This window comes from Promicromonospora sp. NPDC059942, from assembly GCF_042731755.1.
Lineage (GTDB): Bacteria > Actinomycetota > Actinomycetes > Actinomycetales > Cellulomonadaceae > Promicromonospora.
Genome location: NZ_JBHWLR010000029.1, coordinates 1 through 13,771, shown reverse-complemented (window position 1 = coordinate 13,771; position 13,771 = coordinate 1). Strand labels below are relative to the sequence as shown.

General features: G+C 70.5%; 13 protein-coding genes. 10 read left to right on the top strand and 3 right to left on the bottom strand.

What is annotated here, in order from left to right; translation table 11 throughout:
• Both cofG and ACFV9Q_RS27110 read right to left on the bottom strand, forming a co-directional pair.
• A partial coding sequence (gene cofG / locus ACFV9Q_RS27115; RefSeq protein ID WP_377237005.1) for a 7,8-didemethyl-8-hydroxy-5-deazariboflavin synthase CofG occupies positions 1-1,460 on the bottom strand: 1,460 nt, incomplete at its 3' end.
• A gap of 73 nt (positions 1,461-1,533) precedes the next feature.
• Entirely contained in the window at positions 1,534-1,830 is a 297-nt protein-coding gene (locus tag ACFV9Q_RS27110; RefSeq protein WP_377228736.1) for a hypothetical protein, read from the bottom strand.
• Positions 1,831-2,019: 189 nt separating this feature from the next.
• Here ACFV9Q_RS27110 and ACFV9Q_RS27105 point away from each other — a divergent pair, with 189 nt between their 5' ends.
• On the top strand, positions 2,020-3,135 hold the full coding sequence (locus ACFV9Q_RS27105; RefSeq protein ID WP_377237004.1) for a glycoside hydrolase family 5 protein: 1,116 nt from the start codon (positions 2,020-2,022) through the stop codon (positions 3,133-3,135).
• A 330-nt stretch (positions 3,136-3,465) separates the two neighbouring features.
• Positions 3,466-3,855: a cupin domain-containing protein gene (locus ACFV9Q_RS27100; RefSeq protein ID WP_377237003.1), complete on the top strand. Its 390-nt coding sequence runs from the start codon at positions 3,466-3,468 to the stop codon at positions 3,853-3,855.
• A 10-nt stretch (positions 3,856-3,865) separates the two neighbouring features.
• On the opposite strand, the gene ACFV9Q_RS27095 is transcribed toward ACFV9Q_RS27100, so the two are convergent.
• Entirely contained in the window at positions 3,866-4,546 is a 681-nt protein-coding gene (locus ACFV9Q_RS27095) for a hypothetical protein (RefSeq protein WP_377237002.1), read from the bottom strand.
• A gap of 65 nt (positions 4,547-4,611) precedes the next feature.
• Here ACFV9Q_RS27095 and ACFV9Q_RS27090 point away from each other — a divergent pair, with 65 nt between their 5' ends.
• The 8 genes from ACFV9Q_RS27090 to clpX all read left to right on the top strand — a co-directional run bounded on the left by ACFV9Q_RS27090 (position 4,612) and on the right by clpX (position 13,705).
• Positions 4,612-5,754: a flavin-containing monooxygenase gene (locus ACFV9Q_RS27090; RefSeq protein WP_377237001.1), complete on the top strand. Its 1,143-nt coding sequence runs from the start codon at positions 4,612-4,614 to the stop codon at positions 5,752-5,754.
• Between the two features lie 73 nt (positions 5,755-5,827).
• Entirely contained in the window at positions 5,828-7,132 is a 1,305-nt protein-coding gene (locus ACFV9Q_RS27085) for an ABC transporter substrate-binding protein (protein ID WP_377237000.1), read from the top strand.
• The gene (locus ACFV9Q_RS27080; protein WP_377228730.1) at positions 7,129-8,052 is read left to right on the top strand and encodes a carbohydrate ABC transporter permease; all 924 of its coding nucleotides are present in this window, start codon (positions 7,129-7,131) and stop codon (positions 8,050-8,052) included. The genes ACFV9Q_RS27085 and ACFV9Q_RS27080 overlap by 4 nt, the downstream gene beginning before the upstream one ends.
• The gene (locus tag ACFV9Q_RS27075) at positions 8,049-8,858 is read left to right on the top strand and encodes a carbohydrate ABC transporter permease (protein ID WP_377236999.1); all 810 of its coding nucleotides are present in this window, start codon (positions 8,049-8,051) and stop codon (positions 8,856-8,858) included. The genes ACFV9Q_RS27080 and ACFV9Q_RS27075 overlap by 4 nt, the downstream gene beginning before the upstream one ends.
• A gap of 255 nt (positions 8,859-9,113) precedes the next feature.
• Positions 9,114-10,502: a trigger factor gene (tig, locus tag ACFV9Q_RS27070; protein WP_377236998.1), complete on the top strand. Its 1,389-nt coding sequence runs from the start codon at positions 9,114-9,116 to the stop codon at positions 10,500-10,502.
• Between the two features lie 231 nt (positions 10,503-10,733).
• Complete coding sequence (locus ACFV9Q_RS27065; RefSeq protein WP_377232455.1) at positions 10,734-11,369, top strand: ATP-dependent Clp protease proteolytic subunit; 636 nt, start codon at positions 10,734-10,736, stop codon at positions 11,367-11,369.
• Positions 11,370-11,412: 43 nt separating this feature from the next.
• Positions 11,413-12,126 (top strand): ATP-dependent Clp protease proteolytic subunit, encoded by a 714-nt coding sequence (locus ACFV9Q_RS27060; protein WP_377232454.1) that lies wholly within the window; start codon positions 11,413-11,415, stop codon positions 12,124-12,126.
• A gap of 289 nt (positions 12,127-12,415) precedes the next feature.
• Positions 12,416-13,705: an ATP-dependent Clp protease ATP-binding subunit ClpX gene (gene clpX / locus ACFV9Q_RS27055; RefSeq protein ID WP_377232453.1), complete on the top strand. Its 1,290-nt coding sequence runs from the start codon at positions 12,416-12,418 to the stop codon at positions 13,703-13,705.
• Positions 13,706-13,771 lie beyond the last annotated feature (66 nt).

Genomic DNA, 13,771 nt, shown 5'->3' with positions numbered 1-13,771 from the left:
CGGAAACCGCTCGGACCCTCTCCCAACACCACCCCCACCCCCCCCCTTTTTTTGGGGGTTGTGTATTTGAGGGTTCCGGACCGGAATCCCGACAAATACCCAGCACTCAACAAAGCGGTTGGGGTGGGCGGGGTGGGGGAGGAGGGGAACTCGCCCAGGAGGGCGTCGTGGCGGGCCAGGCCGTAGTCGTCCGCGAGGGCCAGGACCCGGTCGCGGAGCCGGTCGTCGAGCCACTCCGCGCCCGCCCGCGCCTCGCGCAGGTAGTGCGGGTGCGCGGTGAGGCGCTCGCGCAGCGTGTACCCGCCCTCGGCGGTGAGCCGGGCCAGGTCCTCGATGTGCGGCCAGGGCCGCTCCGGGTTCACGTGGTCGGGCGTCAGGGGGCTGACGCCGCCCCAGTCGTCGATGCCGGCGCGCACCAGGAGCTGCAGCTCGGCGGCGTCGGTCAGGTTCGGCGGGGCCTGCACGCGCATCCCGGGGCCGAGCAGCACCCGCGTGACGGCGACGGCGGCCGCGTACTCCTGGGTCCCCAGGTCGGCGGCGCCCATCATGGCCGTTGCTGACTTCGCGCGGAAGTTCTGCACGATCACCTCCTGCACGTGACCGTGCCGGGCGTGCGCGTCGCGCAGCGCGAGGATCGAGTCGACCCGCTCGGCGTAGTTCTCGCCGATGCCGAGCAGCACGCCCGTGGTGAACGGGATGCGGGAGCGGCCGGCGTCCTCGATCACGCGCAGCCGAAGGGCCGGGTCCTTGTCGGGGGAGCCGAAGTGCGCCTCGCCCTTCTCGGTCCACAGCCGCGACGACGTGGTCTCCAGCATCATGCCCATCGACGCTCCGACCGGCTTGAGTCGCTGCAGCTCCGCCCACGACATCACGCCCGGGTTGAGGTGGGGCAGCAGCCCCGTCTCGTCGAGGATGAGCCGGGCCATGTGGCCCACGTAGTCGAGCGTCGAGGCGTAGCCGTGGTCGTCGAGCCACTGCCGGGCCACCGGCCAGCGGTTCTCCGGGCGGTCGCCGAGCGTGAGCAGGGCCTCCTTGCAGCCCAGCGCGGCGCCCTGCCGGGCGACGTCGAGCACCTCCTCGGCCGACATGTACGGCGAGATGCCGGCCTTGGCGAGCTTGCCCGGCGTCTGCACGAAGATGCAGTAGTGGCACCGGTCCTGGCACAGGTGCGTGAGCGGGACGAACACCTTGCGCGAGTAGGTGAGGACGCGGGGCCGGCCGGCCTCCGTCAGGCCCTGGTCGCGGAGCGCCCCGGCGACGGCGAGCAGCCGGTCGAGGTCGGCGCCGCGGGCGTGCAGCAGCACCTCTGCGTCCGCCCGGGTCTCGGCGTCGGGCCTGCCCGGCGCGCTGCCGCCGTCCGCCTCCAGCCGGTCGAGGGCCGCGGCCAGGACGCCGGGGTCCGGGGGCTGCGGCTGGTCGTCGGGGCGCGCGGGCATGCGCAGTGTCAGGGGAACAGTCATGAGCCCACCTCGGGTGCGGGAACCGGATCGCGATGGTCCGGAGGGGACTGCCCGACACTATGTCATCGCGTGGTCACCCCACCTCGGCGAGGGTGCCCTCCTCGGCGGTCACGAGGGAGGCGATGGTCGCGAAGAACCGAGCGATCCCGGGCAGGTTGGCGCCCTTCGCACGCGACGCCGCGTAGTCCTCCGACGTGCGCCACTCGACGATGTCGAGCCACTCGTCGTCCGGCAGCTGCACGAGGCGCGCCCCGAGGAACCCGGTGCGGTCGGCCTCGAAGTCGGCGAGCATCCCTGGCCGTGCCGCCAGCATCGCGTCGATCCTCTCGGGCAGCACCCGGAATCGGGTCAGCTCCACGGACGTGCTCATCGTGTCTCCTGGGGTGTACGGGTGGTTGTTCGCGCTCACCGTAGGACACAAAGGGGGTCATCCGGCTGCATGCGCGGTGTGGGAATCCCGGATATCACCCGCTCGATCATCTTGCTAGCGTCCCTGGGACCAGCAGGCGGGCAATGCCGCCGGTCTGCTCCGGCTCCTGACCGACTGAGGTGGTCTCCCATGGTTCTCCGCCGCGCACCGATCATCGTCGCCGTCGCCACGGCCGCGCTCCTGGCGACAGGGGCGGCCGTCGTGCCCGCCCTCGGGGCCACTTCCGTGGCCGTCCAGGAGGCGCGGACTGCGGCCCGGCCCGCCGCAGCGCCCGCCGACGCCAAGCCCGCCGCCGCACCGGAGGCCGCGCCCGACGCCGCCACCCCCGTGGAGGCGAACGGTCAGCTCAGCGTCTGCGGCGTGCGCCTGTGCAACGAGCAGGGCAAGCAGATCCAGCTGCGCGGCATGAGCACGCACGGCACCCAGTGGTACTCGCAGTGCGTGGACGACGCGTCGCTCGACACCCTCGCGTACGACTGGGACGCCGACGTCATGCGGATCTCCACGTACGTGCAGGAGGACGGCTACGAGACCGACCCGGCGCGGTTCACCGCGCTGGTCAACCAGTACATCGACATGCTCACCGCGCGCGGCCTGTACGCCATCGTGGACTGGCACATGCTCGACCCGGGCGACCCGAACTTCAACCTGCAACGCGCCAAGACGTTCTTCACCGCGATCGCCGAGCGGAACAACGGCAGGAACAACATCATCTACGAGGTCGCGAACGAGCCCAACGGGGTGTCGTGGCAGACCATCAAGGGCTACCACGAGCAGATCGTCCCGGTGGTCCGCGCCAAGGACCCGGACGCCGTCATCCTGCTCGGCACCCGCGCCTGGTCCTCACTCGGCGTCTCCGACGGCGCCAGCGAGTCCGAGGTCGTGAACAACCCGGTCAACGCCTCGAACGTCATGTACACGTTCCACTTCTACGCGGCGTCGCACGACCAGGAGTACCTGGACACCCTGTCCCGCGCCGCCGACCGCATCCCGATGTTCATCACCGAGTTCGGCACCCAGGACTACGCGGGCGAGGGCGCCAACGACTTCGCCATGGCGCAGCGGTACCTCGACCTCGCGGCGCAGAAGAAGATCAGCTGGGTCAACTGGAACTTCTCCGACGACCACCGCTCCGGCGCCGTCTTCACCGAGGGAACCTGCGGTAACGGCAACTACGGGACGGGGCGGCTCAAGGAGGCCGGCACCTGGATCCGCGACCGGATCCGCACGGCGGACGACTTCTAGGGCGGCACGCGTGGCGGGGCCGGGACCTCGCCTCGCGTGCACTACGTCGACGTCGAGGCCGCACGCGGGGCGCCGGACGCCGGACGCCGGACGCCGGACGCCGGACGCCGGACGCCGAGTTTGGACGCCACTCCTGGTGGCAAGGCACACCCAGCACAGGGGTGTCGGGTCGGCTGAACTTCGAGCGGCCTGGCCCCGCCTTGTTCGCCTCTGCCGGACTATCCAGCAGAGCCGAACTCGGCGGGGCTGACGTGTACGAGGTTCAGCCCACCCGGCACCCGTCACCTTCGTGCAGTGCACCCCCGGAGGGAGGTACGAGAAGATCGTCCGATGCGCATCCTCCAGCTCCCGGCACGGGAGATCGACCGGTTCGGCAGCACCGGCGTCGACATGGACTTCCTGCCCCAGGTGCCCGACGCCGGGCGCACCACCGTGAACGTCGCCCGGATCGTCGCGGGCGGCACGCTGGGGGAGCACCCGGCGACGTCGCTCCAGGTGTTCGCGGTCCTCGCCGGCGAGGGCGTCGTCACGTCGAAGGGCGCCGACGGTGACGCCGAGGAGCGCTGGGAGATCGAGCCCGGCCAGGCCGCGGTCTGGGAGCCGGGCGAGATCCACGCGACCACCGCGACCACGGACCTGCTCGCCGTGATCGTCGAGACCACGGCTGACGAGCTGCTCTTCCGCGAACACAAGGTGCTGCACGGCCCGCCCGTCGACTGACCCCCCGACCTCACACGAGCGGCGCCGGCACGGGCAGATCCCGCAGCCAGGGCGCGAACTGCTCGGCCACCTCGGCCGCGACCGCCGCCGCGTCGCGCGTCCCGTCCACCTCGATCACCGGCACGCCGAGCCGCCGCGCGTTCCGCACCGCGTCGTCGGCGATCAGGCGGTCCCGGGCGATGCGGTTGGCCTGGGCGAGCGCCGGGTCGCTGACCGGGGCGTCCACGGCGAGGGCGCGCGGCACGGTGCGGAGCTGGTGCTGCCGGAACTCCTCCGTGGGGACGAGCACGACCATCCGCCGCGGCGAGTCGACCAGCGGCGCCACCAGCTCGGGCCGCAGGCCCCAGCCCTCGGCGATCGCGGGGCGGCCGGTGAACCAGGCGCGCAGGTCGTCCAGCACCCACTCGAACCGCTCGGGGAAGTCGGCCAGGACCTGCGCCGCCAGCGCCGCGGGGCCGTGGTTGACCCACATGTCCTCGACGTCCGGGTCCGCCACCGGCTGCCCGTGCGCGACCCGGCGGGCGATCCACCGGTCCTGGTGGCCACGGGACGCGTGGTAGTCGTAGTGGTACGCCGTGAGCCCGTGCCGAGCGGCGACCAGGTCGGCCACCGTGGTCTTGCCGGCCCACTGCGCGCCGCCGATCCACAGCATGCGGCCCAGGCTGCCGTGCGGGTCCCAGATCTCTGACATCGCTGTCCTCCCGGTGCGGACGATGCCCCTCACCACCCGCCCCACGAGTGTCCTACGCTCCCTCCATGGTGCTCACCGTGTCCGTCATCGGCGCCGGACCCGCCGGCCTCTCCGCCGCTGCCGCCCTCAAGGCCCGCGGCGCCGACGTCACCGTGCTCGAGAAGTCCGGGCACGTCGGCAATGCCTGGCGCCACCACTACGACCGCCTCCACCTGCACACCACGCGCGGGCTGTCCAAGCTGCCGGGCCTCGCGATCCCGCGGGAGTACGGCCGCTGGGTCGCCCGGGACGACGTCGTCCGCTACCTGGAGGCGTACGCCGTCCATCACGACCTGAAGGTCGAACACGGCGTCGAGGTCACGCGCCTCGACCGGCCCGCGGGCAAGCGCGCGGGCGGCGCCGCGGACCGCCGCTGGACGATCACCACCACGGACGGCACGCGCACCGCGGACGCCGTCGTGATCGCCACGGGCTACAACCACACCCCGCACGTACCGGACTGGCCCGGCCAGGACCGGTTCACCGGCGAGGTCGTGCACGCGAGCCGGTACCGCAACCCCGCCCCCTACGCGGGCAAGCACGTGCTCGTGGCGGGCGTGGGCAACACGGGCGCCGAGATCGCGCACGACCTCGTCGACGGCGGCGCCGCGAGCGTCCACCTCGCCGTCCGGACGCCGCCGCACATCGTGCCCCGCAACCAGGGCCCGTGGGCCGCGCAGTACACGGGCGTCCTGGTGCGCCACCTGCCCGACCGCCTCGTCGACACCGTCGGCGTCGCCGTCCGCAGGGCCGGCATCCCGGACCTGTCCGACCTCGGGCTGCCGATCCCCGACGTCGGCATCGCGAGCCGCGTCGCCCAGGGGTCCGTCCCCCTGCAGGACGTCGGCATCGTCGCCGCGGTCCTGGCCGGCACCGTGCGCGTCGTCCCCGCCATCGAGCGGTTCGACGGCGCCGAGGTGGTCCTGTCCGACGGCGCCCGGCTGACCCCCGACGTCGTGCTGGCCGCGACCGGGTACCGGCGCGCGCTCGAACCCGTGGTGGGCCACCTGGGCGTGCTCGGCGACCAGGGCAAGCCGCTGGCGACGCTCGGCCGCCCGGCCGCGCCCGGCCTCTACTTCACCGGCTTCACCAACCCGATCAGCGGCATGCTGCTGGAGATGGCGGCCGACGCCCGCCGGATCGCGCGGAACGCGACCCGCGGCAGGTAGGCGGATCCGACACGACGTATCGATTCGGTCGAAATGCTTGACACCTCGACCTCCGACCGGCAGCGTCCGCCGCATGAGCCGCCGAACGACCCTTGCCACAGCCGCCGCAGCGCTCGTGGCACTGACCCTCGGCGCGTGCGCGCCGTCCGCGGACAGCCCCGAGCCGGGCGCGGCGGCAGGGGAGGGGTGCGACGGCGACGCGGTGGCGCTCGACGTCTGGTCCTGGCGGACCGAGGACGTCAAGACGTACGAGCAGATCTTCGACGTCTTCGAGCAGGCCAACCCGTGCATCACGGTGAACTTCCAGGCCCACCTCAACACCGAGTACGACCAGATCCTGCGCACCGGCCTGACCGGGTCGGACGGCCCCGACATCGCGCAGGTGCGCTCCTACGGCCTGCTCCAGCCGCTCGTCGAGGGCGGCAACCTGGAGCCCCTGGAGGACGTCGTCCCGGCGCTCGCCGACTTCGACGACGCGATCCTCGACGGCTCCCGCGGCCGGGAGGACGGCGCCGTCTACGGCGTGCCGCTGGCCAGCCAGACGATCCAGGTCTACTACAACACCGCGATCTTCGAGGAGCACGGCCTTCAGGAGCCCGAGACCTGGGACGACTTCATCGCGCTGAACGACACGCTCCTGGAGCACGACGTGACGCCGCTCGCCGTCGGCGCGCGCGACGGCTGGTTCGTGCCGACCGTGCACGACGCCCTGACGGCGGCCCAGTACGGCGGCGCCGACTTCCAGCAGGCCCTGCGCGACGGCGCGACGGACTTCACGGACCCGGCCTACGTGGACTCGATCCAGACGCTCAAGGACCTCCAGCAGTACATGCCCGACGACGTGACCGGCGTGCCGTACACGGACGCGCAGGTGCTGTTCACCTCGGAGCAGGCCGCGATGTTCGCCGGCGGCTCGTACGAGCTCGCGTTCTTCCAGGACGCCAACCCCGACCTCGACCTCGGCGTCTTCCAGGTGCCCCCGCCGCCCGGCTCGGCCCTGGACCACCCGGTCAGCGCGGGCTACGCGGACGGGAGCTGGGGCCTGTCGGCCACGACGGAGCACCCCGAGGAGGCCGAGACGCTGCTGAACTGGCTGGCCACGCCCGAGTTCGGGCAGCTCGTGGCCGACGAGCTCAAGCAGTTCTCGCCGATCCCCGGCGTCGAGTTCTCCGACCCGCTGCAGCAGGAGATGTGGGACCTGTACCAGGAGAACCCCGCGCCGTACCTGCTGCTCGTGGACTACCGCTACGGCGACCCCGTCGGCACGGACCTGATGGGTGAGGCGGGCCAGAAGCTCTTCCTCGGCGACACCGACGCCGAGGGTGCCGCCGACGTGATCCAGGACGGCCTGTCGGCCTGGTGGACGCCGGGCGAGTGAGCCGCCGCCGTCGAGCCGCGGCACTGCCCACGCCGGTCGCACTGCTCTTCATCCTGCCTGCCGCGGTGCTGTTCGCCGTCTTCGTGCTCTACCCGATGGCGACGGCGCTGACCTACTCGCTGTTCTCCTGGCGCGGCACCGCGCAGGACGCGTTCGTCGGGCTGGACAACTTCGTCGCCCTGTTCACCACCGAGCCCTACCGCAGCCAGCTCCCGCGCGCCTTCGGGCACAACGCGCTCCTGTTCGCCGGGGCCATGGTGGTGCAGAACTCGCTGGGCCTCCTGCTGGCCTACGTGCTGCACCGGCGGGGCCGCCTGCGGCGTCTGTTCCAGGTGCTGTACACGATGCCGTACCTGGTCTCGCCGCTGGTGGTCGGCTACCTCTGGTCGCTGCTGCTCTCGCCGCTGTTCGGCCCGGTCAACGCCGCGCTGCGCGCCGTCGGCCTCGACGCGGTGGCCCAGCCCTGGCTGGGCGACCCCGACACCGCCCTCTGGGTCGTCGTCCTGGTCACCGCCTGGCAGTGGGTCGGGTTCCCGCTCCTCGTCTACGGCGCGGCCCTCGGCGCGCTCGACCCGACGCTGGAGGAGGCCGCGATGCTCGACGGCGCGACCTCCCGCCAACGCTTCTGGCACGTGACGCTGCCCCTGCTGACGCCGGTGATCGGCACCGTGAGCGTGCTGACGTTCATCTTCTCCATGGAGGCGTTCCCGATCCCGTACGCCCTGGGCGGGTCCAGCGGCAGCCCGGCCGGCGCCACCGACGTCATGTCGCTCCTCTTCTACCGCACGGCGTTCCACTCGGGGGCGTCCAACGCCATCGGCATCTCGTCGGCGGTGGCGATCGTGCTGTTCGTCGTGATCGTCGGGGTCTCGGTGGCGTTCACGCGCTGGTTCCGCGGCGTCGAACGGCGGCTGACGTGAGGCGGGCCGCCGTCGGCACGCTGCTGTGGGGCTACGCCGCCGTCGCGCTGCTGCCCCTGCTGATCATGGTGTGGAACTCGTTCCGGACCGACCAGGAGCTCGTGGTGGAGCCGCTCGGCCTGCCGCACAGCCCGTCGCTGGACGCGTACCGGGAGGCGTGGGTCGAGGCGTCGTTCTCCACCTACTTCGTCAACTCGGTGCTGGTCACCACGGTCTCCGTGGTGCTGTCGACGGCGGTCTCGCTGCTGGCCGCGTACGCGCTGGCGCGGTCGCGCTCGCGCCTCATGACCGTGATCGAGCAGGTCTTCGTCTCGGGCCTGATGATGCCCGTGTTCCTCATGATCGTGCCGATCTTCTACCTGCTGGACACGATCGGCCTCGCGTCGACCCGGACAGGGCTGATCCTGGTCTACTCTGCCGTCTCCATCCCGTTCTCGGTGTTCGTGCTGGGCACGTTCCTGCGCCAGCTCCCGGACGAGCTGGAGGACGCCGCCCGGATCGACGGCGCCGGCCCGCTGCGCACCTTCTGGTCGGTGCTGCTGCCGCTGGTGCGGCCCGCGGTCGCCACCGTCGTGGTCTTCCGCTTCGTGCCCATCTGGAACGACTTCTTCTACCCGCTGATCCTCGTGCGCGACCGGACGCAGTACACGCTGCCCGTGGGCCTGACCACCTTCTTCGGGGAGTACCAGACGTCGTGGTCCACCCTGTTCGCCGGCCTGGTCATCGCGACGCTGCCGCTGGTGGTGCTGTTCCTCGTCGCGACGCGGCAGATCGTGGCGGGTCTCACCGCCGGCATGGGCCGGTGACGGCGCGCGCGGCTTGCGCTCTCGGCTGACAACCGCGGCCCGCGGGCCCGGCTGTGGGAGGGTGGAGGGTGTGCGGCACGCCACCGGCCTGCATTCGGCGCCTGTGGCCGTGAGGCGTACTATTGACGGGTTGCCCGTGCGCCTGTCGTACGTCGCTGTCAGCGAGCAGCCGCAACTACAGCAGAGCATCCCCGCGCCACCCGGGACGCAGTACGCCGGCGTGCGCGCACCCCCGACATTCTGGAGACCATCGAAGTGAAGAGCGCCGTCGAGACCTTGGAGCCCACCAAGGTCAAGCTGACCGTCGAGGTGGACTACGACGAGCTCAAGCCGAGCATCGATCACGCCTACGAGCACATCGCGGAGCAGGTGAACGTCCCGGGGTTCCGCAAGGGCAAGGTTCCCCCGCGCATCATCGAGCAGCGGGTCGGCTGGGGCGCCGTGATCGAGCACGCCGTGAACGACGGGCTCTCCGGTTTCTACCGTGACGCGCTCGGCGAGACCGACCTGCGTCCGCTCGCCCAGCCCGAGGTCGACGTGACCGAGGTCCCGGCCAAGGCCGGCGAGGGCCAGCTGAAGTTCACGGCCGAGGTCGAGGTGCGCCCCGAGATCGAGCTCCCGGAGCTCTCCGACGTCGAGCTGACCGTCGACTCCACCGTGGTGACCGACGAGGACGTCACCGAGCGCCTGGACGCCCTGCGCGAGCGCTTCGGCACCCTCGTGGGCGTCGACCGCCCGGCCGTCGAGGGCGACTACGTCGTCATCGACCTGAAGGCCGTCATCGGTGACGAGGAGGTCGACTCCGTGTCGGGCGTCTCGTACCAGATCGGCTCCGGCAACATGCTGGAGGGGCTGGACGAGGCCCTGACCGGCCTGTCCGGCGGCGAGACCACCACCTTCAAGGCGCCGCTCGCCGGTGGCGAGCACGAGGGCCAGGACGCCGACGTGACCGTCACCGCGACGTCCGTCAAGCAGCGCGACCTGCCCGAGGTGGACGACGACTTCGCGCAGCTCGCCTCGGAGTTCGACACGCTGGAGGAGCTGACGGAGGACCTGAAGACCCAGGTCGCCGGCATCAAGACCTCCAACCAGGCCGTCACCGCGCGTGACGCCCTCATGGAGAAGCTCCTGGAGACCGTCGAGGTCCCCGTGCCGACCGGCGTGGTCGAGGCCGAGGTGCACCGTCACCTCGAGTCCGAGAGCCGCCTGGAGGACGACGAGCACCGCGCCGAGGTCAAGGAGGACGCGACCAAGGCGATCAAGAACCAGATCCTGCTCGACACCCTCGCCGAGAAGCTCAAGGTGCAGGTGAGCCAGGGCGAGCTCGTCGAGTACCTGGTGAGCGCCTCGCAGCAGTACGGCATGGAGCCGAGCGAGTTCATCAAGACCCTCGAGCAGGGCGGTCAGATCCCCGCCATGGTCGGCGAGGTCGCGCGCTCGAAGGCCCTCGCGGTCGCGCTGCGCCAGATCGAGGTCAAGGACTCCGACGGCAACGTCGTGGACCTGAGCGAGTTCATCGGCTCGGACGAGGCCGACGAGGCCCAGGCCGCCCTGAGCGACGCCGTGGCGCAGGCCCAGGAGGCCGCCGACGCCGAGGAGCCCGAGGGCACCGACGCCGAGACGTCGGAGCCCGCGAAGGCCTGACGCACCCCCGGCCCGCCAGGGCCGGAGCAGGACGTCCGACGGCGGTCCGCACCCTTCGCGCGAGGGTGCGGACCGCCGTCCGCGTTCCCCTCGGCTTCGCCGTGGGCAGCACCGGTGCGCTGTAGGCGAAACGGCCGCCGAATCGGAAGTTCTGGCGGCATGAGGCACGTTAGGGTCGAGCGACACGACGTCTTAGGACGTGGTCCACAGACGAGAGTCAGAACCGAGGAGATGGACGTGAACGATCTGCTGCGGATGGATGCTGGGCCGGTAGCGCGGACGGAGGGTGCTGGCTTCGGGCTCAACGACTCCATCTACAACCGGCTGCTCAAGGAGCGCATCATCTGGCTGGGGTCGGAGGTGCGCGACGAGAACGCGAACGCGATCAGCGCGCAGATGATGCTTCTCGCGGCCGAGGACCCCGACAAGGACATCTGGCTTTACATCAACTCGCCCGGCGGCTCCATCACGGCCGGCATGGCGATCTACGACACCATGCAGTTCATCAAGCCGGACGTGGCGACGGTCGCGATGGGCATGGCCGCCTCCATGGGGCAGTTCCTGCTGTCCTCCGGCACCAAGGGCAAGCGGTACATCACGCCGCACGCCCGCGTGCTGATGCACCAGCCGTCCGGCGGCATCGGTGGTACGGCCACCGACGTGCGGATCGGCGCGCAGCTCATCATGCACATGAAGAAGGTGCTCGCCGAGCTGACCGCCGAGCAGACGGGCCAGACGCTCGAGACGATCATCAAGGACAACGACCGCGACAACTGGTTCACGGCCTCCGAGGCACTGGAGTACGGCTTCGTCGACCACGTCGTCGAGACCGCTGCGCTGGCCGGCGGCGGCGGCATGAACAGCTGACCGCCCGGAAACGCACCAAGAGCTTTCTCAAGAGGAGATGACCGTGAGTCCTGAAGCCCAGTTCGTCGCAGCCGCAGAGCGCCTTGCCGGCGCCCGTTCGGGTGCACGGATGCCTTTTGCCACCGCCGGCGCCATGCCGTCCGCACGCTACGTGCTCCCGCAGTTCGAGGAGCGCACCGCGTACGGCTTCAAGCGCCAGGACCCGTACACCAAGCTGTTCGAGGACCGCATCATCTTCCTGGGTGTCCAGGTCGACGACGCGTCCGCGGACGACGTCATGGCCCAGCTCCTGGTCCTGGAGACGCAGGACCCGGACCGCGACGTGATGATGTACATCAACTCGCCGGGTGGCTCGTTTACGGCCATGACGGCGCTGTACGACACCATGCAGTTCATCAAGCCGCAGATCCAGACCGTGTGCCTGGGCCAGGCGGCGTCGGCCGCGGCCGTCCTGCTGGCCGCCGGCCAGCCGGGCAAGCGTCTCGCGCTGCCGAACTCCCGCGTGCTGATCCACCAGCCCGCGATGGAGGGTGGCGGCTACGCGCAGGCCTCGGACATCGAGATCCACGCGAACGAGCTGATCCGCATGCGCGAGTGGCTCGAGATGACGCTCGCGACGCACAGCGGCAAGACGCAGGAGCAGGTGCGTGACGACATCGAGCGCGACAAGATCCTGACCGCCGCCCAGGCCAAGGAGTACGGCCTGGTCGACGAGGTGCTCGAGTCGCGCAAGCCCGTCACGGTCGTGACGAACTGACCGCTGAGGTCTGGTCCGTCGAGACCGCAGGCGTCCGACGCCGGGGCCGTGCCACCAATACCGGTGGACGATCCGCCCCGGCGTCGGGCATTGTGGGACACGCCACGCAGAATCTGACAAAATTGTCATGATCTGGTGAAAATCGGTCAGGCGACCCGCCGGGCCGCCCGGCTGACAACAGGCCACCGGTGGTGTGGAATGGATCTGAGACCGCTCGACGTCGCGGATCTGCTGGGCCAGCCGGCCCGTGCAGGACTCCGCGAGGGTGCACAAGGCGAGGAGACAGGTAGTGGCGCGAATCGGTGACGGCGCGGAACTGCTGAAGTGCAACTTCTGTGGCAAGTCGCAGAAGCAGGTGAAGAAGCTGATCGCCGGACCCGGCGTCTACATCTGCGACGAGTGCATCGAGCTGTGCAACGAGATCATCGAGGAAGAGCTCGGTGAGGCTGCGGAGCTCGGCCTGACAGAGTTGCCCAAGCCCCGCGAGATCTTCGACTTCCTCGAGCAGTACATCATCGGCCAGGACCCCGCCAAGCGCGCCCTGGCCGTTGCCGTCTACAACCACTACAAGCGCATCCAGGCCGGCGAGGCGGGGCGCTCGATCGGCCCCGACGACCAGGACCCGGTCGAGATCGCCAAGTCGAACATCCTGCTCATCGGCCCCACGGGCACGGGCAAGACCTATCTGGCGCAGACGCTCGCCAAGATGCTGAACGTCCCGTTCGCCATCGCCGACGCGACCGCGCTGACCGAGGCCGGCTACGTGGGCGAGGACGTCGAGAACATCCTGCTCAAGCTCATCCAGGCGGCGGACTACGACGTCAAGAAGGCCGAGACGGGCATCATCTACATCGACGAGGTCGACAAGGTGGCCCGCAAGGCCGAGAACCCGTCGATCACGCGCGACGTCTCCGGCGAGGGCGTGCAACAGGCGCTCCTGAAGATCATCGAGGGCACCACGGCCTCCGTGCCCCCGCAGGGCGGACGCAAGCACCCGCACCAGGAGTTCATCCAGATCGACACGACGAACGTGCTGTTCATCGTGGCCGGCGCCTTCGCGGGGCTGGACGACATCGTCGCCGCCCGATCCCGCAAGCGCGGCATCGGCTTCAGCGCCCCCATGGAGTCCATCAACCAGGACGAGGACCTCTTCGCCGAGGTGCGGCCCGAGGACCTGCAGAAGTACGGCCTGATCCCCGAGTTCATCGGCCGCCTGCCCGTCATCGCCTCCGTCTCGTCGCTCGACCGCGACGCCCTGGTGCGGATCCTGACGGAACCAAAGAACGCGCTCGTGAAGCAGTACAAGCGCATGTTCGAGATCGACGGCGTGGAGCTCGAGTTCGACGAGCCGGCCGTCGAGGCCATCGCCGAGCAGGCCCTGCTCCGGGGCACAGGGGCGCGCGGCCTGCGGGCCATCCTCGAGGAGGTGCTCCAGCAGGTCATGTTCGACGTGCCGAGCCGCGACGACGTCGAGCGCGTGGTCATCACCCGCTCGGTGGTGCTGGACAACGTGAACCCGACCGTGGTGCCCCGCAAGAGCCCCGTACGCGGCCGCCAGCCGCGCGAGAAGAGCGCGTAGAGAACGAGGGGCACCGAGTCAGCCGAGAACGACGGTGCCGAGTCAGAGTCTTGGTCCGTCTCCTAC

Bases quoted from the DNA above. Each gene is read 5' to 3' on its own strand.
- ACFV9Q_RS27110 (WP_377228736.1), bottom strand. From the start codon at position 1,830: ATGAGCACGTCCGTGGAGCTGACCCGATTCCGGGTGCTGCCCGAGAGG.
- ACFV9Q_RS27105 (WP_377237004.1), top strand. From the start codon at position 2,020: ATGGTTCTCCGCCGCGCACCGATCATCGTCGCCGTCGCCACGGCCGCG.
- ACFV9Q_RS27100 (WP_377237003.1), top strand. From the start codon at position 3,466: ATGCGCATCCTCCAGCTCCCGGCACGGGAGATCGACCGGTTCGGCAGC.
- ACFV9Q_RS27095 (WP_377237002.1), bottom strand. From the start codon at position 4,546: ATGTCAGAGATCTGGGACCCGCACGGCAGCCTGGGCCGCATGCTGTGG.
- ACFV9Q_RS27090 (WP_377237001.1), top strand. From the start codon at position 4,612: ATGGTGCTCACCGTGTCCGTCATCGGCGCCGGACCCGCCGGCCTCTCC.
- ACFV9Q_RS27085 (WP_377237000.1), top strand. From the start codon at position 5,828: ATGAGCCGCCGAACGACCCTTGCCACAGCCGCCGCAGCGCTCGTGGCA.
- ACFV9Q_RS27065 (WP_377232455.1), top strand. From the start codon at position 10,734: ATGGACGTGAACGATCTGCTGCGGATGGATGCTGGGCCGGTAGCGCGG.